Origin of the sequence: Paraburkholderia monticola, from assembly GCF_001580545.1 — a bacterium.
GTDB classification, from domain to species: domain Bacteria; phylum Pseudomonadota; class Gammaproteobacteria; order Burkholderiales; family Burkholderiaceae; genus Paraburkholderia; species Paraburkholderia monticola.
The window spans coordinates 178,273-198,536 of sequence record NZ_LRBG01000022.1 but is presented as its reverse complement, the minus strand read 5'-3'; the positions used below and the strand labels follow the sequence as shown (position 1 = coordinate 198,536).

Below are 20,264 nucleotides of genomic sequence, written 5' to 3'. Positions count from 1 at the left end.
CAGCCGTGCGAGCGCCGTGGACGTTGAGCATCGCCGCCCGCCGCGTCTGATTAGGATGCCTCCGCGAGCGGCGTTGCCGTGGCGCTGCGCATCGGCTTGGCCGGCAATGCCGAGGCGGCGTCGATCATCCCGTACGACACAGCGCGCGCCAGTTCGGCGCTCAGATGGTTGGCGTCGAGCGGCATCTGCGAGGCGCGCGAAGCGGTTTGACCGTTGATGTGCAGATAGGCCAGCGCCGCGAGAGGCACAACGATGGCTAGAGGCCAGTACACCGATATTGTCTTTTTCATGATGTGTTTTCCAATTAGGGGCGCATGAGCTTATGGCGCACTATGCCCAGTCGAAATGCTATAGGAATTCACAATCGGGAATAACCCACCCGCGCGATATAGATCGTTGCTCCAAATGGAACAGTCAATTGACGGCCCTCCCGCGGAACCATCTATCCGCTCGCAGGCACGAAAAAGAAAAGCTTACAAACACATACAAAGCCGTCGCGACGGACGGCGATAATGATGGTCTTATTCTTACATCTACATTTCTTCGCACTCGCGACCGGTCTGACAAAATGAAACGCATTGCACCTCTCGCTGGCCTCGTCGTCGCCACCCTGCTCGGCGGCTGCGCGGTCTATCCGGACGGTACCCCGTACGGCAATGGCTACGGCGCCTACAACGGCTATGACGGTTACGCGTACGCGCCAAGTGCGGCAGTCGTGCCGCAAACCAACGTGTACATGGGCTATAGCGATTACGCGCCGGGACGCTACTACGGCCCGGGGCCGGCTCCGGGCTATCACGGCTATCCGGATCGCGGTCATCCGAGCGACAACGACTGGCATCACGGCAATCGTGGCGATCACGGCAACAACGGCGGCGATCACGGGCAGCCGCACGGCGGGCCCCCGCCGCAGGGCGCGGCGGGCGGTCCGCACGGGCCTGGCGGATACAATGCCGGCCCGCGCCCCGGCGCGGGCGGTCAACCGCCGGCGCCGCCGCAAGCAGGCAACGGCGGCGGACGAGGCAACGAGTCGGCGAGAAACCCGCCTGGGCGTCAGCCGGGACAGATGACTGAACATTGAGGCGTGGGCGCGGCGAACGACAACAGCCGTTCCCGCGCCCACCTCGCAGGCTACGCGAGCGCGCAGCCCTCAAACCACTCGCAACGCCGCCTGCTCAGCCAAGGTGGCTGCGCTGCGCGGCATACAATTCCCGGAACGTACGGCCCACGGGCGCTGGCATGTCGCGCGTAGCGGTCCAACCGGCGCCGCCGAGCGGCAATTTGGCGATCGAGCGCTTGCGCCCGCCCATCCGCTCCATCACGCGCACCGCGAGCTTGGTCACGAGCGCATACACATCGGGATGCAGCGCGAGCCAGCCCCACAGCGTCAACCCGGCGCGCTCTTGCCACGGCCGCAGGTGTCGCTCCGTTTGTTTTTCGCGCAGCTTGCGCAACAGATCGGACAGTGGAATGCCGACCGGGCACACGCTATTGCACTCACCGCACAGCGTCGCCGCTTGCGGCAGATCGAGCGCCTTGTCGATACCGACATAGCTCGGCGTCAGCACCGATCCCATCGGCCCCGGATAGACCCAGCCATACGCGTGTCCACCGACCTTCTGATAAACCGGACAATGGTTCATGCACGCACCGCAGCGGATGCAGCGGAGCATCTCCTGAAAGTCGCCGCCGATCAGGCCCGTGCGCCCTCCGTCGACGAGCACCACGTACATATGCTCGGGGCCGTCCTGATCGCCCGCGCCGCGCGGTCCGGTCAGCATCGAAAAATAGTTCGACGTGGCCTGGCCGGTCGCCGAGCGCGGCAGCAGGCGCATCGCGGTAGCGAGATCCTCGAGCGTCGGCAGCACCTTCTCGATGCCGGTGACAGCGACATGCACACGCGGCAACACCGTACACATGCCTTCGTTGCCTTCATTCGTCACGACCACGACCGAGCCCGTTTCCGCGACGATGAAATTGCCGCCCGTCACGCCCATGTCCGCGCTCAGAAAATGCGGTCGCAGCATCTCGCGCGCCTCGCGTGTCATGTCGGGAATCTCGGTGAGACGCGGCCGGCCGTGCGTCTTCGCGAACAGATCGGCGATCTCCTCCTTATCCTTGTGAACGACCGGCGCAATGATGTGGCTCGGCGGCTCGTTGTCGTTGATCTGCAGGATATATTCGCCGAGGTCGGTTTCGATCGACTGCACGCCCATCTGCCCGAGCACTTCGTTCAGTCGCATTTCCTCGGTGACCATCGACTTGGTCTTGATCACCTTCTTCACGTCGTGCTTGCGCGCGATGTCACCAACGAGCTGCGCGGCCTCCCGCGTGGTCTCCGCGAACAGCACCGTCACGCCGCGCCGGGCGGCCTCGCGCTCGAAGGTCTCGAGCCACACGTCGAGATTCTCCAGCGCGCGATTGCGGCGCTCCTTCAGCGCGGCGCGCGTCGCCGGGAAGTCGATCGCGGTCATCGCGCTCGCGCGCGCCGATACGAACTTCGTGGACAGCTTGGTCAGGTTCTGCTGCAGGCGCTGGTCGGCCAGCTTCTGACCAGCGCGAGCCTTGAACTGCATCGATTGGACTTGCATGGCGGCCCTGATGAGATCGGATTGAAACGCGCGGCGCATTCGCGCGCGACGCAAGGCATGAGAGACAACAGGAACGAGACGCGGACAACGGCCCGCGTGAGCGCGCGCGATTACACGTCGCCGGCCAGCACCTGCGCGATATGGAGCACGCGCGTGGTCGAGTCGCCCTTGCGACGCAGCCGCCCTTCGATATTCAACATGCAGCCGAGGTCGCCGAGCACGACCGTACCGGCGCCGGTCTCGGCGATGTTCGCGCATTTTTCGTCGACGATCGCGGTCGAGATATCGCCGTACTTGACGGCGAACGTGCCGCCGAAGCCGCAGCAATGCTCGCAGCCCTTCATTTCGGTCACCGCGACGCCGACCTGAGCAAGCAGTTCGCGCGGCTGCGCCTTGACGCCGAGCTCGCGCAGCCCCGAACACGAGTCGTGATAGGTGGTCACCTGTCCCGCGAACTCGCCCGGCTGCAACTGCACCTTCGCGACGTTGACGAGAAAATCGGTCAGCTCGAACACCTTGCCGCGCAGGCGGCCGAAGCGGTTCATCAGCTCGGGATCGTCGCCGAACAGGTCTCCGTAGTGCACGCGGATCATGCCGCCGCACGAACCCGACGGCACCACCACGTAGTCGAACTGTTCGAACTCGCGGAGCGTTTTCTCGGCGAGCTCGCGCGCGAGCCGACGGTCTCCGGAGTTATAGGCGGGTTGGCCGCAGCAGGTCTGCGCAGGCGGCACCACGACCTCGAAACCAGCGCCTTCGATCAGTTTGATGACCGAAAAACCGATCTCGGGACGCATCAGGTCGATCAGGCACGTGACGAACAATCCGACTCGCATGAGCCCTCCTTTCGGGGAAACGTCCCTGATTATCCGCTGATTGCGGGTGCAATACCAACGGCCGGAAGGCATAGGACGCGCGCCGCGCCGGTTTGGAGGTCCCCGTCGAAGCGCGTTCGCTTTTTTCACCATACGAGATACAATCAGTTTTCGCTGTTTGACGCATCCACCGATTCTCATATGAGCGATACGAACCCGGATCCCAAAACTTCGATCCAGGTGATCGAACGCATGATGCGCCTGCTCGACGCACTGGCAGCGCATAGCGACCCGGTCAGCCTGAAAGAACTGGCCCTCCGCACGGAGTTGCACCCGTCCACCGCGCACCGCATCCTGAACGACATGGTGATGTGCCGGCTGGTCGACCGTTCGGATCCCGGCACCTACCGTCTCGGCATGCGCCTGCTCGAGCTCGGCAATCTCGTCAAGGCGCGCCTGTCGGTGCGCGACGCGGCGCTCACGCCGATGCGCGAACTGCATCGTCAGACCGGCCAGACCGTGAACCTGTCGGTACGTCAGGGCGACGAAATCGTCTATATCGAACGCGCGTATTCGGAGCGCTCGGGCATGCAGGTGGTGCGGGCGATCGGCGGCCGCGCGCCGTTGCATCTGACTTCGGTCGGCAAGCTGTTCCTCGCCGCCGACGAAGCCACCCGCGTGCGTGCCTACGCAACGCGCACCGGTCTGTCGGGTCACACGCAGAACAGCATTACGGATCTCGCGAAACTCGAGCGCGAGCTGTCGCATGTGCGCCAGCAAGCCTGCGCGCGCGACAACGAGGAACTGGAATTGGGCGTACGCTGCATCGCCGCCGGCATCTACGACGATACCGGCAAGCTGGTTGCGGGCCTGTCGCTGTCGGCGCCGGCCGATCGTTTGCAGGATTCGTGGCTCGGCCAGTTGAGCCAGACTGCCTTGCTGATTTCCGAATCGCTCGGCTACCGGCCGCAGCCGCAGCAGGACCATTCGCACGGCTCGCACAGCCACCATTAGTAGGCGACAGCGGCGACCGCCTGTCCACGACGGTTGCGCTCATCGCCCCCTTCGCCCTCCCGCAGGTGAAAAAAAAGCCTCGCATCCGCGAGGCTTTTTCTTTGCGCGCTGACTACAGCCGGCCTGACTACGATCGGCTGCGCAAGCGTTCGGACTTCAGGTACCCGGACCGCCGGCATCGGCGCTCGTGATACGCGGCTGGTCGCCACCGTTGTCGAGCCACGTACGCAGGCGCGTCGCATCCGCGAAACGTGAATACTTACCCGACGAATCGAGCAGGACGATGATCATCGGCCGGCCGTGGATGGTCGCCTGCATCACGAGACACTCACCCGCTTCGTTGATGAAGCCGGTCTTCTGCAGACCAATGTCCCATGTCGGGTTGCGCACCAGCGCATTCGTGCTGTTGTACGCGAGCGTGCGCTTGCCGGTGTACACCTCATAGCTGTGATCGGTCGAGAACTTGCGGATCATCGGGTACTGATACGCCGCGTTGACCATCTTCACGAGATCGCGCGCGCTCGACACGTTCATGCTCGTCAGGCCGGTCGGGTTCTCGAAGTGCGTGTCGTTCATGCCGAGCTGTCTGGCCTTCGCGTTCATCGCCGCAAGGAACGCCGGACGGCCGCCCGGGTAGTAGCGCGACAGCGCCGCGGCCGCGCGGTTTTCCGACGCCATCAACGCGATGTGCAGCATGTCCTCGCGCGAGAGCACCGAGCCTACCGACAGACGCGAACCGGTGTTCTTCTCGTAGTCACGGTCTTCGTCGGTGACTTCGATCTGGTCGGTCATCGGCTCTTTCGAATCGAGCACGACCATCGCGGTCATCAGCTTGCTGATCGATGCGATCGGTACCACGGCGCGCGAGTTCTTGTCGAACAGCGACTCGCCGCTATTCTGGTCGATCACGTAGGCGACGCTGGAGCGCAGCATCAGCGCGTCCGGCGTCTCGTGCAGACCGAAGGCCTGGCCGACGCTCGGCTGGCGCGGCTCGTACGCGACGCGGCGCATGACCGAATGGTGCCGGCCGTTCGCGGTGAACGTCACGCGCTTGCGTTTGACACCAGCGCGCGGCGCGTCTTCATCCGCCGCGGCGGTTTTCACGGCCTCGCCCTTGCCGGCTTCGGCTTTCGCCGCACGGCTCGACACCTTTTCGGTGGCGGCCGCCTGCGCCGGCTTTTTGGCCTTTTTGGCGTGCTTGGAAGTTTTTGCGGGTGCAGCAGATGTAGCTGCAAAAGTGCTGACAGGCGTAGCGAACGCCGCTGCGACGGCCAGCGAGACGGCCACCGACAGAGCGGTGCTGCGCGCCGCGCCGTGGAGCACTTTTAGCGACGAAAACATGTCGGTTTTCATGGGTGTTCGATAGGGAGCGGCGAGAGGTTTCCGCAAGTGTAGTAAAGCAATGAAAAATTAGCAATTTGAAGCACTTATACGCGCTCCTTAAACCGGCTTGTCAGCTCCGATCGCGAAAAAGCAAATAAGTGCCGCGCCTCGATCGAAAAAAACGATCGTCGCCAGCAGGCCTCGCCATTGCCGCCGCTCGGCTCAATCGAGCAGATCCTTCCAGCATAACGGCAATTTTGAGACAACCTTGATTCGGGGAAATACGGTCAGAGCATCGACGGGAACTACTGCGCCGCGCAATGAAGGCGTTGCGAGCTAGCGACAAACTCTTAAGTGTCTGACGAAAGTCGCTAACGCGCGTTCGACTACTATCGATCTTTAACGTTCCGTGTCGCTTTGTGGTTTACATCGAATTCACAATGACCGGGTTTTCAGGGGGCGTATCGCTGGGAGACCGCCCTGTCCGGCCCGCATCACGGTTTCGGCAGGGAAAAATAGTTTCCGCGGAGCGCGTTGGAGGGGCCCTTTATCTCGCACCAGCAAGGTGCAGCAACCCATTATCCCCGCGTCATCTTAATGACATGCCTACTGCATAAGCTATTGTTTTGTCGACATTTTCTCGCTGTTGTGCGTTGCACAAAAAGTTCTTGACATTCTTTGTGGCCATCCTAAAATGGGAACCATTGCTGCGATGCACAATACATCGCAGTCCGGGCAGACGAGCATCCGGCGTCTCGCCACTAACCCAATGCGGTCCGCACAGACCGGCCGCTACCCAGGAGCGTAAACCATGACTCTGCTGACCCCTGAGCAATTCGCCGCAGCCCAGAAAGCCAACTTCGAGACCCTGTTCGGCCTGACGACCAAAGCATTTGAAGGCGTCGAAAAGCTGGTTGAACTGAACCTGCAAGTTGTGAAGTCGACGCTCGCCGAAAGCCAGGAAAACGCCCAACGCGCCCTGTCGGTGAAGGACGCGCAGGAACTGCTGGCACTGCAAGCGAGCCTCGCGCAGCCGGTGGCTGAAAAGGCGCTGTCGTATGGCCGCCACGTGTACGAAATCGTTTCGGCAACGCAGGGTGAGTTCACCCGCGTCGCGGAAGCGCAATTCGAAGAGCAAAACCGCAAGGTTCAGGCTCTCGTCGAGAACGTTGCGAAGAACGCACCGGCCGGTTCGGAAACCGCTGTCGCCGTGATGAAGTCGGCTATCACCGCCGCCAACACCACGTATGAAACGGTCCACAAGGCAACCCGCCAGGCTGTCGAAATCGCCGAAAGCAACTTCAATGCAGCCGCAACGGCCGCATCGAAGGCAGCTTCGCAAGCCGCTGCGCAAGCATCGCGCGCTGCCGCCAAGAAGGCAGTCTAAGCTTCACGCCTTGACACGCCAGGCTTCGAACCTGGCGTCGTTGTTCACGCCGGCCCAGCCTACGCGCTGCGCCGGCGTTATTTCGAGTAACAGCGTCGTGCCGTTGCCACTCATCCGGTTTGATTGGCCGAACGCTCCGATACGTTGAACGACGTATCGTTTGCCCGGTCACCATGCCGGGATTTTTTTGTCCGCATGCCGGCCCGCCGCAAAAACAGAAACGGCGCGCTCCGAACTGGAGCGCGCCGTTTTTCTTTGCTACGCCACGTGAGCGTGCAGCCTTACTTCTTCTTCACAGGCGGCAGATCGGTACAGACGCCTTCGTACAACTCGGCTGCCATGCCGACCGATTCGCCGAGCGTCGGATGCGGATGGATCGTCTTGCCGATATCCGTTGCGTCCGCGCCCATCTCGATGGCGAGACAGACTTCGCTGATCAGGTCGCCCGCATTCAGACCGACAATACCGCCGCCGATCACGCGATGCGTCTCCTCGTCGAACAGCAGCTTCGTGAAGCCTTCGTCACGCCCGTTGGCGATCGCGCGGCCCGACGCGGCCCACGGGAACACCGCCTTGCCGAACTTGACGCCTTCGGCCTTCAGCTGGTCTTCCGTCTTGCCGGCCCATGCCACTTCCGGATCGGTGTAAGCCACCGACGGAATCTGCATCGCGTCGAAGTACGCCTTCTCGCCATGCGCGGCTTCCGCCGCCACGTGGCCTTCGTGCACGGCCTTGTGTGCGAGCATCGGCTGACCGACGATATCGCCGATCGCGAAGATGTGCGGCACGTTCGTGCGCTGCTGCTTGTCGACTTCGATGAAGCCGCGATCCGTCACCGCGACCCCGGCCTTCTCCGCGCCGATGCGCTTTCCGTTGGGCGAGCGGCCCACGGCCACCAGCACGAGGTCGTAGCGTTGCGGCTCGGCCGGCGCCTTCTCGCCCTCGAACGACACGTAGATGCCGTCGTCTTTCGCTTCTGCCGCGGTGGTCTTGGTCTTCAGCATCACGTTCGCGAAACGCTTGCTGTTGTACTTCTCCCAGACCTTGACCAGATCGCGGTCCGCGCCCGTCATCAGGCCTTCGAGCATTTCGACGACGTCGATCTGCGCGCCGAGCGTCGAATACACGGTCGCCATTTCGAGACCGATGATGCCGCCGCCGATCACGAGCATGCGCTGCGGAATCTGGCGCAGTTCAAGCGCGCCGGTCGAATCGACGACCCGCGGATCTTCCGGAATGAACGGCAGCTTCACCGCTTCCGAGCCCGCGGCGATGATCGCCTGCTTGAACTTCACGACCTTCTTGCCGCCTTCGGTCTGCACTTCCATGTGGTTCGGATCGACGAACGCGCCGGTGCCGACCACCACTTCGACCTTGCGCGCCTTCGCCATGCCGGCGAGACCGCCGGTCAGCTTCTTGACCACGCCCGATTTGAAATCGCGCAGCTTGTCGAGGTCGATTTGCGGCTTGCCGAACGTGATGCCGTGGGCGGCGAGATCAGCCGCCTCGTCGATCACAAGCGCGGTGTGCAGCAGCGCCTTCGACGGGATACAGCCGACGTTCAGACACACGCCGCCGAGCGTCGAATAACGCTCGACCAGCACGGTCTTCATGCCGAGGTCGGCGGAGCGGAACGCGGCCGAATAACCACCGGGGCCCGAACCGAGCACCAGCATGTCGCACTCAATATCCGCGCTGCCCGCATAGCTGCCGGCCTGCGGAGCCGGTGCGGCGGCCTTCGGTGCAGCAGCGGCGGGCGCCGGTGCGGCAGCCGCCTTCTCGGGCGCCTTGGCCGGCGCGGCTGCGGCCGCGCCGCCCGCCGCTGCCTCGACGAGCGCGATCACCGTGCCCTGAGAGACCTTGTCGCCCGGCTTGATGCGCACTTCCTTGACGGTGCCGGCGGTATCGCTCGGCACTTCCATCGACGCCTTGTCCGATTCGAGCGTCAGCAGCGACTGCTCCTGCTCGATGACGTCGCCCGGCTTGATGTTGACTTCGATGACGTCGACGTCCTTGAAGTCACCGATGTCCGGCACTTTTACTTCGACGAGACTCATGGTGTCCCCTTCTCTTATTGATCGGTGATGAGCGACGCGTTCGACGTGCACAGCGCACGAGAAACGCGCGGACGGCGCGAGGCGGCTCAGTCGAGACTGTCCGCGCCCGCGCCGGTGGACCTCACCAGCCGGTCAAAGAATCACACGCCGGAAATCGGCAAGAATCGAACCGAGGTATGCGTTAAAGCGCGCGGCTTCCGCTCCGTCGATCACGCGATGGTCGTACGACAGCGACAGCGGCATGGTGAGGCGCGGCACGAACTGCTTGCCGTCCCACACCGGCTTCATCGCGCTGCGCGACAGACCGAGAATCGCGACTTCAGGCGCATTGATGATCGGCGTGAAGTGCGTGCCGCCGATACCGCCCAGCGACGAGATCGAGAAGCAGCCACCCTGCATCTGGTCCGGCTTCAGCTTGCCCTCGCGCGCGGCCTTCGACAGGTCGGCCATTTCCTTCGCGATGTCGACGAGACCCTTCTTGTCCGCGTCGCGAATCACCGGAACGACGAGGCCGTTCGGCGTGTCCGCGGCAAACCCGATGTGGTAGTACTGCTTGAACACCAGGTTATCGCCGTCGAGGCTCGCGTTGAACGTCGGGAATTTCTTCAGGGCCGCCACGCAGGCCTTGATCACGAACGCGAGCATCGTGAACTTGATGCCCGCCTTTTCGTTTTCCTTGTTCAGCTTCACGCGCAGCGCTTCGAGCTCGGTAATGTCCGCTTCGTCGTTGTTCGTGACGTGCGGGATCATGACCCAGTTGCGATGCAGATTCGCGCCCGAGATCTTCTTGATCCGCGACAGCGGCTTCGGATCGATCGGGCCGAACTTCGTGAAGTCGACCTTCGGCCACGGCAGCAAATTCAGCTCGCCACCGCCAACGGCCGGTGCGGCTGCGCCAGCCGGCGCCGCACGCTGACCGGTCATCACGCCCTTCACGAACGCGGTGACGTCGGCCTGCGTGATGCGGCCCTTCGGACCCGTGCCGCGCACCTGCGAGACGTCGACGCCAAGTTCGCGCGCGAACTTGCGCACCGACGGCGACGCATGGCTCGGATGACGCGAACCGCCTTCGCCAGCCGGGATCAGCGGCGCCTGCGCGAGCGCGGACGGCGAAGCCGGCGCCGGCGACGGCGCCACGGGCGCGTCGGACGGCTGCTCGGCCGGTGCCTTGGCAGCCGGCGCCGGTGCCGGCGCCGCGGCAGCACCGCCGTCCGCTTCCAGCACCACGATGACCGAGCCTTCCGACACGGTATCGCCGACCTTGACCTTCACTTCCTTGACGACACCGGCGGACGAACTCGGCACGTCCATCGTCGCCTTGTCGGATTCCAGCGTGACGAGCGACTGTTCCTTCTCGACGCGATCGCCGACCTTCACCGCGATCTCGATCACGGGAACGTCTTTGTAGTCGCCGATATCCGGCACCTTGATTTCCTGCACGCCGCCGCCTGCTGCCGCGGGCGCGGGAGCAGGTGCCGCAGCGGGAGCCGCCGCCGGAGCCGGTGCAGCCGCCGCGGGCGCGGGCGCCGCAGCGGCGTTGGCGCCTTCCAGCACGATGATCAGCGTGCCTTCGGACACCGTATCGCCGACCTTGACCTTCACTTCCTTGACGACGCCCGCTTCCGAGCTCGGCACGTCCATCGTCGCCTTGTCGGATTCCAGCGTCACGAGCGATTGCTCTTTCTCGACGGTGTCACCCGCCTTCACCAGCACCTCGATCACAGGAACGTCCTTGTAATCGCCGATGTCCGGCACCTTGATTTCGATCGCTTGACTCATTGTTAGTGTCTCCTGGGCCGCGCACGCCGCCTGCCCCTCGCGATGAGGGACAGGCGCGTGCTTCGTGGCACACGGGTGATGCCTTAGACGGTCATCGGGTTGGGTTTGGCGGGATCAAGGTTGTACTTCTTGAGCGCCTCGGCGACCACCTTGCGTTCGATCGTGCCTTCGTCCGCCAGCGCGTTGAGCGCGGCGACCGTGACCCAGTAGCGATCGACTTCGAAGAAGTGACGCAGCTTCTCGCGCGTGTCCGAGCGGCCGTAGCCGTCGGTGCCCAGCACGATGAACTTCTGCGGCACGAACGCGCGGATCTGCTCGGTCAGCGCGCGCACGTAGTCGGTCGATGCGATGACCGGACCCGGCGCGTCCTTCAGCAGCTTCTCGACGTGCGACACCTTCTTCTCTTCGGTCGGATGCAGCAGGTTCCAGCGCTGCACTTCGTGGCCTTCGCGGGCGAGCTCGGTGAAGCTCGGCACGCTCCACAGGTCGGCGTTGACGCCCCAGTCGTTCTTCAGCAGGTCGGCCGCGGCGATCACTTCGTTGAAGATCGTGCCCGCGCCCATCAGCTGCACGTGCGGCGCCTTCTTGTCGGCCGCGGTCTTGCGGAACGAGTACATGCCCTTGATGATGTCCGCGGCGACGGTGTCGCCCTGCGGAATCGCCGGGTGCTCGTAGTTCTCGTTCATCACCGTGATGTAGTAATACACATCTTCCTGCTCGGCGACCATGCGGCGCAGACCGTCCTGCATGATGACCGCGAGTTCGAAGCCGAACGTCGGGTCGTAGCTGATGCAGTTCGGCACCGATGCGGCCCACAGCAGCGAGTGGCCATCTTCGTGTTGCAGACCTTCGCCGTTCAGCGTCGTACGGCCCGCGGTGCCGCCCAGCAGGAAGCCGCGCGAGCGCATGTCGCCCGCCGCCCATGCGAGGTCGCCGATGCGCTGGAAGCCGAACATCGAGTAGAAGATGTAGAACGGGATCATGATCTCGCCGTGCGTCGAGTACGACGTCGCGGCTGCGATCCAGTCGGCCATGCCGCCGGCTTCGTTGATACCTTCCTGCAGGATCTGACCGGTTTCCGACTCACGGTAGAACATCAGCTGGTCGGAATCTTCCGGCACGTACTTCTGGCCTTCCTGATTCCAGATACCGATCTGACGGAACAGACCTTCCATACCGAAGGTACGCGACTCGTCCGGCACGATCGGCACGACGCGCTTGCCGAGCGCCTTGTCCTTCAGCAGGATGTTCAGGATCCGCACGAACGCCATCGTCGTGGAGATCTCGCGGCCTTCGCCCGTGCCCTTCAGGAGCGGCTCGAATGCCGACAGTTCCGGCACCGGCAGCGACTCCGCCTTCTGACGACGCGCCGGCAGATAGCCGCCGAGGTCCATGCGCTTCTGGCGCATGTATTCGAGTTCCTTCGAGCCTTCCTCGAACGTCAGGTACGGCACGTCGACGATCTGCTCGTCCGTGATCGGCAGGCGGAACTGGTCGCGGAATTTCTTCAGTTGCTCCACCTGCATCTTCTTCTGCTGGTGGGTGATGTTCATTGCCTGGCCGGCTTCGCCCATGCCGTAGCCCTTGATCGTCTTCGCGAGGATGACGGTCGGCTGGCCCTTCGAATTCGACGCTTCCGTGAACGCCGCGTAGATCTTGTGCGGATCATGGCCGCCGCGGTTCAGATTCCAGATGTCCTCGTCGGACCAGTCGGCGACGAGCGCCTTCAGCTCCGGCGTGTTGAAGAAGTGCTCGCGAACGAACGCGCCCGACTCCGACTTGTACGTCTGGTATTCGCCGTCGACCACTTCCATCATGCGGCGCATCAGCACGCCCGACTTGTCGCGCGCGAACAGCGCGTCCCAGCGGCTGCCCCAGATGACCTTGATGACGTTCCAGCCCGCGCCGCGGAATTCGCTTTCGAGTTCCTGGATGATCTTGCCGTTGCCGCGCACCGGACCGTCGAGACGCTGCAGGTTGCAGTTGATCACGAACACGAGGTTGTCCAGACGCTCGCGGCCGGCCATGCCGATCGCGCCGAGCGATTCCGGCTCGTCGGTCTCGCCGTCGCCGAGGAAGGCCCAGACCTTGCGGCCGTCGGTCTTCGCGATGCCACGCGCCTGCAGGTACTTCATGAAGCGCGCCTGGTAGATCGCCATGATCGGGCCGAGGCCCATCGACACGGTCGGGAACTGCCAGAAGTCCGGCATCAGCCACGGGTGCGGATACGACGAGATGCCCTCGCCGCCGACTTCCTGGCGGAAGTTGTCGAGCTGCTTGTCGGAGAGGCGGCCGAGCAGGAACGCGCGCGAGTAGACGCCCGGCGACGAGTGGCCCTGCACGAACACGAGGTCGCCGCCATGCTCGGCGGACGGCGCGTGCCAGAAGTGGTTGTAGCCGACGTCGTACAGCGTGGCGGCCGACGCGAACGACGCGATGTGGCCGCCGACGTTGGTTTCCTTGCCGGCGCGCAGCACCATCGCCATGGCGTTCCAGCGGGTGTACGAGCGGATGCGGTGTTCGATGTCCTGGTCGCCGGGGTTTTTCGCCTGGCGCCCGACCGGGATCGTGTTGATGTACGGGGTGTTGGCTGAGAACGGCAGATGTTCGCCGTGCACACGCGCAAACTCGATCTGCTTCTCGATCAGGTAGTGGGCACGGTCAGGGCCCACAGCAGAAATCACGCCATCCAGCGCTTCCAGCCATTCGCCGGTTTCCTGGGGATCGTCGTCTTTATCGGCGGCGACATATTTCATGACTTCGTCGGGTACAGCGGACATGCTCGTCTCCTGGATAGGGGGAACGCACTTTGAACAGGCGACGCGGACGCAGGAACGCCGCGGCAGCTCCGGCCGATTGTAATAAGGGTCCCGACGTCAGCGCAACCAAATTTTCAAATTACGAGATCAATTCTCATAATGCGGAAAATTGCTGCAACGCAACCTGGTTTGACTGCCGATCGGCTGATCCGTCGGCTAGTTTGCGCCGAATAACTGCACTTTCCGCGCTTTTTTGCGCCATTTGTCGGGGACGTGCTGAGCTACAATGCCACGCATGTTGACCGAACGGCTTTTCTCTCGCTCGGCGCGCACCGCGGGTTCGCCGGCGGATTCGTCGCCGTCCCCGCGCTGGCACCACGGACCCTGGTGGTCCAATTCCTATTTGCTGACGCCGCTCCTGTCGATCCTGGTGTTCCTGGTCGTCATGAGCCTGATTCTGTGGAGCCTGAACCGGCGCGAACAGCAGCAGCAGGAAGACACGCTGTACCGCAACGTCGCCTGGGCGCAGCAGCAGATCCGCCTGTCCATGACGGGCGCGCAGGAGCAGATCCAGGCGCTCGCGCGCGACCTCGCCGCCGGCCATGCCGACGAGCATTCGTTCCAGGTGTCCACCACCGACATCATGCAGGGGCATCCCGAGATCCTCTACATGAACTGGTATACGGGCCTGCAACAGCCGCGCTGGCCCAACGCCGCGCCGCCGGTGCTCGGCCAGCGGCTCGCCCGGCCGAACGACGCGCAGATGGACGAAGCGGTCAAAGCCGGCTTCGTCGAGGCGCGCAACACGCGCCGCCAGGTGTACTCGCCGCTCATCTACGACGACCTCGGCAACGGCTTCATCACGCTGCAAACACCCATCTACCGCGACCGCGATTTCCTCGGCACGATCGCCGCGGTGTTCTCGGTGGAAGGCATCCTGAAGCGCGACATCCCGCCCGAGCTGTCGGCGAAGTACAAGATCTCGATCATCGACGTGAACAATCGCGAGTTGACGACCACGTCGACCCGCCCGCGCCTGCCGCGCGACATGTTCTACGACCTGCCGCTCGACCCGCCGGGCCAGGGCATCTCGGTGCGCGTGTACGCGTTCCCGCAAATCACCAACTTCACGAACAACACGCTGGTCTGGCTGGTGGCGGGCCTCTCCTGCTTCGTGCTGTGGAGCCTGTGGAGTCTGTGGAAGCACACGCGCCAGCGCTTCGAGGCGCAGCAGGCGCTCTACGCGGAAGCGTTCTTCCGCCGCGCGATGGAAAACTCGGTGCTGATCGGCATGCGCGTGCTCGACATGCACGGCCGCATCACCCACGTGAACCCCGCGTTCTGCCGCATGACCGGCTGGGACGAGAGCGACCTCGTCGGCAAGAGCGCGCCGTTCGCCTACTGGCCGCGCGACGCGTACCCCGAAATGCAGCGCCAGCTCGACATGACGCTGCGCGGCAAGGCGCCCTCGTCCGGCTTCGAGTTGCGGGTACGGCGCAAGGACAGCTCGACGTTCCACGCGCGCCTCTACGTGTCGCCGCTGATCGACAGCTCAGGGCGCCAGACCGGCTGGATGTCGTCGATGACCGACATCACCGAGCCGAAACGCGCGCGCGAAGAACTGGCCGCCGCCCACGAACGCTTCACCACGGTTCTCGAAAGCCTCGACGCGGCCGTGTCCGTGCTCGCCGCCGACGAAGCCGAGCTGCTGTTCGCGAACCGCTACTACCGGCACCTGTTCGGCATCCGCCCCGACGGCCATCTCGAACTGGCGGGCGGCGGCTTCGACAGCTCGCAGGCGTCGTCCGATTCGATCGACATGGTCGACACCTTCGTCGGCCTGCCCGCCGCGGCGCTGACCGACAGCACCGCCGACGCGCAGGAAATCTACATCGCGGGCATCCAGAAGTGGTTCGAGGTGCGGCGCCAGTACATCCAGTGGGTCGACGGCCACCTCGCGCAGATGCAGATCGCGACCGACATCACGACCCGCAAGCGCGCCCAGGAACTCGCGCGCCAGCAGGACGAGAAGCTGCAGTTCACGAGCCGCCTGATGACGATGGGCGAAATGGCCTCGTCGCTCGCCCACGAACTGAATCAACCGCTCGCCGCGATCAATAACTATTGCTCTGGAACCGTCGCACTGGTTAAATCCGGTCGGACGACGCCTGACAACTTGCTGCCAGTGCTCGAAAAGACCGCGCAACAGGCGGTGCGCGCCGGCATGATCATCAAGCGCATCCGCGAGTTCGTGAAGCGCAGCGAGCCGAAGCGCCAGGCCACGCGCGTCGCGGATATCGTCGCGGACGCGGTGGGTCTCGCCGAAATCGAGGCGAGGAAGCGCCGGATTCGCATCGTCACCGATCTGCGCTCGCGGCTGCCGGTCATTTACGTCGACCCGGTGCTGATCGAGCAGGTGTTGGTGAACCTGCTGAAGAACGGCGTCGAGGCGATGGCCGAAGCGCGTCCGAACGCGGTCGATCCGGTGATCCGCGTGGTCGTGCGACTGGACAGCGGCTTCGTCTGCATCAGCGTCGTCGACCAGGGGCCGGGCGTCGACGAAGCGACCGCAGAGCGTCTGTTCGAACCGTTTTACAGCACCAAGTCCGATGGCATGGGCATGGGGCTGAACATTTGCCGTTCGATTATCGAATCGCACCGCGGCCGTCTGTGGGTGGTCAACAACGTCGAGTCCGACGGCCACATCACGGGCGCCACGTTCCATTGCAGTCTGCCTATAGGGGAGCCTGACGGCCCGAGCAACGGCGGGTCCGAGGCGCCGACACCACAAACCGTTACGGGAGAGCTATGAACAGCCCAGTCACCACCCAGGAAACCGTCTTTGTCGTCGATGACGACGAGGCCGTGCGAGATTCGCTGCGCTGGCTGCTGGAGGCGAACGGCTACCGCGTTCAATGCTTCTCGAGCGCCGAGCAGTTCATCGACGCATGGCAGCCGCATCAGCATCCGGGCCAGATCGCGTGTCTGATCCTCGACGTGCGGATGTCCGGCATGAGCGGGCTCGAGTTGCAGGAACGCCTGATCGCCGACAACGCGTCGCTGCCGATCATCTTCGTGACGGGCCACGGCGACGTGCCGATGGCCGTGTCGACGATGAAAAAAGGCGCGATGGACTTCATCGAAAAGCCGTTCGACGAAGCCGAACTGCGCAAGCTCGTCGAGCGCATGCTCGACAAGGCGCGCAGCGAAAGCACCAGCGTCCAGCAGCAGCGCGCCGCGGCCGAGCGCCTCGGTAAGCTGACCGCGCGCGAGCATCAGGTGCTCGAGCGGATCATCGCCGGTCGCCTGAACAAGCAGATCGCCGACGATCTCGGCATCAGCATCAAGACGGTCGAGGCGCATCGCGCCAACATCATGGAAAAGCTGAACGTCAACACGGTCGCCGATCTGCTGCGACTCGCGCTGTCGAACAAGCCGCAAACGGCGCAGTAACAGCCGTCACGGGTAGTCATACGCGGCCCTTCGCCTGAAGGGTCGCCAACGTGGCCGCTCTCAATGGCCGCGACCCGGCCTCGCGATCCGCTCCTGCGTTCGCGTCTGGCTGCGCGCAATTCGATCCGCACACCCATTTGCCAGCCCGCTTCAAACGTCGCGTGTCACTGTGCGGTTTGACAAGCGGGACTGTGCCTCCTAACTTATACAAAGCTCCATCACGGGCTCGCCGATGCGCGATCGATAGGTACATCACGTGCGGCACCTTGCGCGCCCAATGTGGTCGGGCAATGCGGGCGAGTGTCATCGCCGAGATGCCGTCATCGCCCATTTGCTGCGTGGATCCCTACACCGCGCCGGCGCGCTTCTCCCCTGCTCCACTATCTTGCTGCCTTGCTGCAAACCGTATCTCTGGCTGTCTCGCCGCTTGTGCTTTCCCTGATTCCTGCGTGACGTGTCATGGCGGCAGATGCCGTGCATGTCACCCCGAGTGGCATACGACCGGGAGGAGGTCATCGTGAAACGATCCGGAGTGCATCGCCCGCGAGTGTGGTTGCGCGTGTGGCCGATTTGCGCCGTGCTGGCGGGCGCGCCTGTGGTCGCCGGTCTCGGCCTGCTGGGCACCGCCAGCACCGCGCGGGCGCAAGCCCCCGCGAAAGTCTCGAACCAGCAGCTCGATTCGCTGACCGCACCCATCGCGCTCTACCCCGATGCGCTGCTCGCGCAGGTGCTGATGGCCACGACGTTTCCGCAGCAGGTGCAAGACGCGGCCGCGTGGTCGAAGGCCAATCCGAAGCTGCAGGGCGACGATGCCGTCAAGGCGGTGGCCGATTATCCGTGGGACCCGAGCGTACAGTCGCTCGTCGCGTTCCCGCAGGTGCTCGCGACGATGTCCGCGAAGCCCGACTGGGTCACGCAGATCGGCAACGCGTTTCTCGCGCAGCCGAACGACGTGATGGATTCGGTGCAGCGTCTGCGCAAGCAGGCGCAGTCGGCCGGCAATCTGAAGACGACCTCGCAACAGAAGGTCGTCGTCGAGCAAAGCGCGATCCAGATCGTGCCGGCCGATCCACAAGTGGTGTACGTGCCGACCTACAACCCCACGGTCGTCTACGGGACGTGGCCCTATCCCGCTTATCCGCCGGTCTATATGCCGCCGCCTCCGGGTTATGCGGTAGCAAGCGGCCTCGCAGCGGGGCTCGCGTTCGGCACCGGCGTCGCGATCGCGAATTCGCTGTGGGGCGGCTTCAACTGGAATACGCACGACGTCAACGTCAACGTCAACCGCTACAACAACATCAATGTGAACAACCGGCTCGACGCCAACAGCAACACCACGAACTGGAACCGCAACGCCAACGTCAATCGCAATGTCAACAACGCGAACCTGAACCGCAACCTCAACAACGCCAACCTGAACGCGCAGCACGATGCCTATCGCGGCCGCGACGAAGAGCGCGCCCAGGCCCAGCAGGCACTGCAGAACCGCACCGGGCAGAACCTCGGCGGCAGCGCGAGCCAGCGCGTGCAAGGGATACACCAGGGCGGCGTCGAAAATCAGAATCTGCAGAATCGCGCGCAGAACCTCAATCGGGACAACGCGCTGCGTGGCGCCGGCGACGGCAACGCCGCGCGCCAGGATATGCAGCGCGGCGAAGCGAGCCGCCAGTCGTTCGCGCAGCATCAGGGCGGACAACTGGGGGCGAACGGTGGTGGCTTCGAGCACGGCGGTGGGTTCGAACGCGGCGGGTTCGAACGCGGCGGCATGGAGGGTGGCAGGTTCGGCGGCGGTGGCGGCGGCCAGCCCCACTTCGGCGGCCGTCGTCGTTGAACGCGTCGAACGTCGAGGAGGAGTCTCTGATGAAGCGCTTATTTTCAAAGGGCGCGACAGGCGCCCGCGCTCAGGCATGGGCGGCGGTGTTCGGTCGCAGTGACCGGATGCGCGTTCGTCGCACCGGACGCTTCGGCGGACCCAGGCAGCGTGCACTGCTCGCCGCGCCGATCCTGCTCGCCGCCGCCGGCCTCGTTCACGCGCAGGCCGTCTATCCGAGCGCGGAGGCGGCCGCCAATGCGTTCGTCGACGCGCTCGCCAGCAATGACGACCCCGGGCTCAAACACGTGCTCGGCAACGATTTCCACCGCTTCATTCCGACCGAGGATATCGGCCAGGCCGACATCGACCAGTTTCTCGGCGCATGGGCGAAGGGTCATCAGATCGTCGAAGATCCGGCGAGCGGCAACGCTCGCGCGAGCGCGCATCTCGCCGTCGGCGACAGCGGCTGGACGCTGCCGATTCCGCTCGTGCAGGTCGCGCACGGCTGGCGCTTCGATCCACCGGCCGCACAGGGCGAGATGCTGACGCGGCGCATCGGCCGCAACGAACGCGCCGCGATCCTGACCGCGCTGGCGTACGTCGACGCGCAGAACGACTATCGCAACCTGACGCAGCACTACGCGCAGCGCCTCGTCAGCACACCGGGCACACACGACGGCCTGTACTGGAAAACCGCGCCCGGCGAAGCCGAGAGCCCGCTCGGACCGCTCGCCGCGGCAATGCCCCCGCACACCCGGCCGCAGGAGGCCTATCACGGCTATCACTACCGGATCCTGACCGCGCAGGGGCCGCATGCGCAGGGCGGCGCGCAGAACTACGTCGACGCTGGCGTCCTGAGCGGTGGCTTCGCGCTGATCGCATCGCCGGCAGACTACGGCAAGACCGGGGTGATGAGCTTCATCGTCAATCAGGACGGCCGGGTCTACGAGAAGAACCTCGGGCCCCAGACCGCGCGCGCGGCCGCGGCGATCCAGTCGTTCGATCCTGACGGAAGTTGGCGGCCGACCCAGCCGTAGAACGGTGGATGCGAGCTGTCGAGCCCGGGCCAAACGGCTCGCATCCACCGGGAAAACCCTCCACTGCGCCGGTATAATGTCGGACTTTGCCGCGGCGCGATTGCCTTCATCGGCAAGCTGCCTGTCGCGCGGCGACCGGGCCTCGTCGACAAGCCAAAGCACGCCGTCGCGCGCTCCGTTCGCGCCAGCGCTTCGCCCGCCTGCCGAGCCGCCTGCCCCGACCCGATTCCCGATCC

Annotated in this window: 14 protein-coding genes; 7 read left to right on the top strand and 7 right to left on the bottom strand. The window is 64.2% G+C overall.

The features are described from left to right. Nucleotides 1–50 precede the first annotated feature (50 nt). On the bottom strand, nt 51–290 hold the full coding sequence (locus CI15_RS17740; RefSeq protein ID WP_062129608.1) for a hypothetical protein: 240 nt from the start codon (nt 288–290) through the stop codon (nt 51–53). Nucleotides 291–568: 278 nt separating this feature from the next. On the opposite strand from CI15_RS17740, the gene CI15_RS17735 reads away from it, so the two are divergent. Continuing rightward, nucleotides 569–1,081 carry a hypothetical protein gene (locus tag CI15_RS17735; RefSeq protein WP_062129607.1) on the top strand — a complete coding sequence of 171 codons (513 nt, stop codon included), beginning with the start codon at nt 569–571 and terminating at the stop codon, nt 1,079–1,081. Between the two features lie 94 nt (nt 1,082–1,175). Here CI15_RS17735 and CI15_RS17730 read toward each other — a convergent pair whose 3' ends face one another. Together CI15_RS17730 and CI15_RS17725 are read right to left on the bottom strand one after the other, a co-directional pair. After that, nucleotides 1,176–2,591 (bottom strand): lactate utilization protein B, encoded by a 1,416-nt coding sequence (locus tag CI15_RS17730; protein ID WP_062129901.1) that lies wholly within the window; start codon nt 2,589–2,591, stop codon nt 1,176–1,178. A 110-nt stretch (nt 2,592–2,701) separates the two neighbouring features. Then, the gene (locus CI15_RS17725) at nt 2,702–3,427 is read right to left on the bottom strand and encodes a (Fe-S)-binding protein (protein ID WP_062129606.1); all 726 of its coding nucleotides are present in this window, start codon (nt 3,425–3,427) and stop codon (nt 2,702–2,704) included. Nucleotides 3,428–3,607: 180 nt separating this feature from the next. Between CI15_RS17725 and CI15_RS17720 the strand changes: the two genes are divergently transcribed. Beyond that, nucleotides 3,608–4,420, top strand: coding sequence for an IclR family transcriptional regulator (locus tag CI15_RS17720; protein WP_062129605.1), 813 nt, complete (start codon nt 3,608–3,610; stop codon nt 4,418–4,420). 156 nt (nt 4,421–4,576) lie between these two features. Here the strand turns inward: CI15_RS17720 and pbpG are convergent, their stop codons facing one another. Further along, entirely contained in the window at nt 4,577–5,773 is a 1,197-nt protein-coding gene (gene pbpG, locus CI15_RS17710; protein WP_062129603.1) for a D-alanyl-D-alanine endopeptidase, read from the bottom strand. A 781-nt stretch (nt 5,774–6,554) separates the two neighbouring features. Between pbpG and CI15_RS17705 the strand changes: the two genes are divergently transcribed. Beyond that, on the top strand, nt 6,555–7,130 hold the full coding sequence (locus CI15_RS17705; protein ID WP_013089827.1) for a phasin family protein: 576 nt from the start codon (nt 6,555–6,557) through the stop codon (nt 7,128–7,130). A gap of 281 nt (nt 7,131–7,411) precedes the next feature. Here the strand turns inward: CI15_RS17705 and lpdA are convergent, their stop codons facing one another. The 3 genes from lpdA to aceE all read right to left on the bottom strand — a co-directional run bounded on the left by lpdA (nt 7,412) and on the right by aceE (nt 13,746). Then, nucleotides 7,412–9,187, bottom strand: a complete 1,776-nt coding sequence (gene lpdA, locus CI15_RS17700; RefSeq protein ID WP_062129602.1) for a dihydrolipoyl dehydrogenase — start codon at nt 9,185–9,187, stop codon at nt 7,412–7,414. Nucleotides 9,188–9,319: 132 nt separating this feature from the next. Further along, the gene (aceF, locus tag CI15_RS17695; RefSeq protein ID WP_062129601.1) at nt 9,320–10,966 is read right to left on the bottom strand and encodes a dihydrolipoyllysine-residue acetyltransferase; all 1,647 of its coding nucleotides are present in this window, start codon (nt 10,964–10,966) and stop codon (nt 9,320–9,322) included. Nucleotides 10,967–11,049: 83 nt separating this feature from the next. Then, complete coding sequence (aceE, locus tag CI15_RS17690) at nt 11,050–13,746, bottom strand: pyruvate dehydrogenase (acetyl-transferring), homodimeric type (RefSeq protein ID WP_062129600.1); 2,697 nt, start codon at nt 13,744–13,746, stop codon at nt 11,050–11,052. A gap of 274 nt (nt 13,747–14,020) precedes the next feature. Here aceE and fixL point away from each other — a divergent pair, with 274 nt between their 5' ends. The 4 genes from fixL to CI15_RS17670 all read left to right on the top strand — a co-directional run bounded on the left by fixL (nt 14,021) and on the right by CI15_RS17670 (nt 20,028). Beyond that, complete coding sequence (gene fixL / locus CI15_RS17685) at nt 14,021–16,537, top strand: oxygen sensor histidine kinase FixL (protein WP_062129900.1); 2,517 nt, start codon at nt 14,021–14,023, stop codon at nt 16,535–16,537. Next, nucleotides 16,534–17,178: an oxygen response regulator transcription factor FixJ gene (fixJ, locus tag CI15_RS17680; protein WP_062129599.1), complete on the top strand. Its 645-nt coding sequence runs from the start codon at nt 16,534–16,536 to the stop codon at nt 17,176–17,178. Before fixL ends, fixJ begins: the two co-directional genes overlap by 4 nt. Before the next feature lie 517 nt (nt 17,179–17,695). Continuing rightward, nucleotides 17,696–19,009, top strand: a complete 1,314-nt coding sequence (locus CI15_RS17675) for a DUF3300 domain-containing protein (RefSeq protein WP_062129899.1) — start codon at nt 17,696–17,698, stop codon at nt 19,007–19,009. Between the two features lie 107 nt (nt 19,010–19,116). Beyond that, complete coding sequence (locus tag CI15_RS17670; RefSeq protein WP_062129898.1) at nt 19,117–20,028, top strand: DUF2950 domain-containing protein; 912 nt, start codon at nt 19,117–19,119, stop codon at nt 20,026–20,028. Nucleotides 20,029–20,264: the final 236 nt, after the last annotated feature.

Coding starts and splice junctions, on each gene's coding strand:
- CI15_RS17735 (WP_062129607.1), top strand. CDS start 569: ATGAAACGCATTGCACCTCTCGCTGGCCTCGTCGTCGCCACCCTGCTC.
- pbpG (WP_062129603.1), bottom strand. CDS start 5,773: ATGAAAACCGACATGTTTTCGTCGCTAAAAGTGCTCCACGGCGCGGCG.
- fixL (WP_062129900.1), top strand. CDS start 14,021: ATGTTGACCGAACGGCTTTTCTCTCGCTCGGCGCGCACCGCGGGTTCG.
- lpdA (WP_062129602.1), bottom strand. CDS start 9,187: ATGAGTCTCGTCGAAGTAAAAGTGCCGGACATCGGTGACTTCAAGGAC.
- CI15_RS17740 (WP_062129608.1), bottom strand. CDS start 290: ATGAAAAAGACAATATCGGTGTACTGGCCTCTAGCCATCGTTGTGCCT.
- fixJ (WP_062129599.1), top strand. CDS start 16,534: ATGAACAGCCCAGTCACCACCCAGGAAACCGTCTTTGTCGTCGATGAC.
- CI15_RS17725 (WP_062129606.1), bottom strand. CDS start 3,427: ATGCGAGTCGGATTGTTCGTCACGTGCCTGATCGACCTGATGCGTCCC.
- CI15_RS17705 (WP_013089827.1), top strand. CDS start 6,555: ATGACTCTGCTGACCCCTGAGCAATTCGCCGCAGCCCAGAAAGCCAAC.
- aceF (WP_062129601.1), bottom strand. CDS start 10,966: ATGAGTCAAGCGATCGAAATCAAGGTGCCGGACATCGGCGATTACAAG.
- CI15_RS17670 (WP_062129898.1), top strand. CDS start 19,117: ATGCGCGTTCGTCGCACCGGACGCTTCGGCGGACCCAGGCAGCGTGCA.
- CI15_RS17720 (WP_062129605.1), top strand. CDS start 3,608: ATGAGCGATACGAACCCGGATCCCAAAACTTCGATCCAGGTGATCGAA.
- CI15_RS17730 (WP_062129901.1), bottom strand. CDS start 2,591: ATGCAAGTCCAATCGATGCAGTTCAAGGCTCGCGCTGGTCAGAAGCTG.
- aceE (WP_062129600.1), bottom strand. CDS start 13,746: ATGTCCGCTGTACCCGACGAAGTCATGAAATATGTCGCCGCCGATAAA.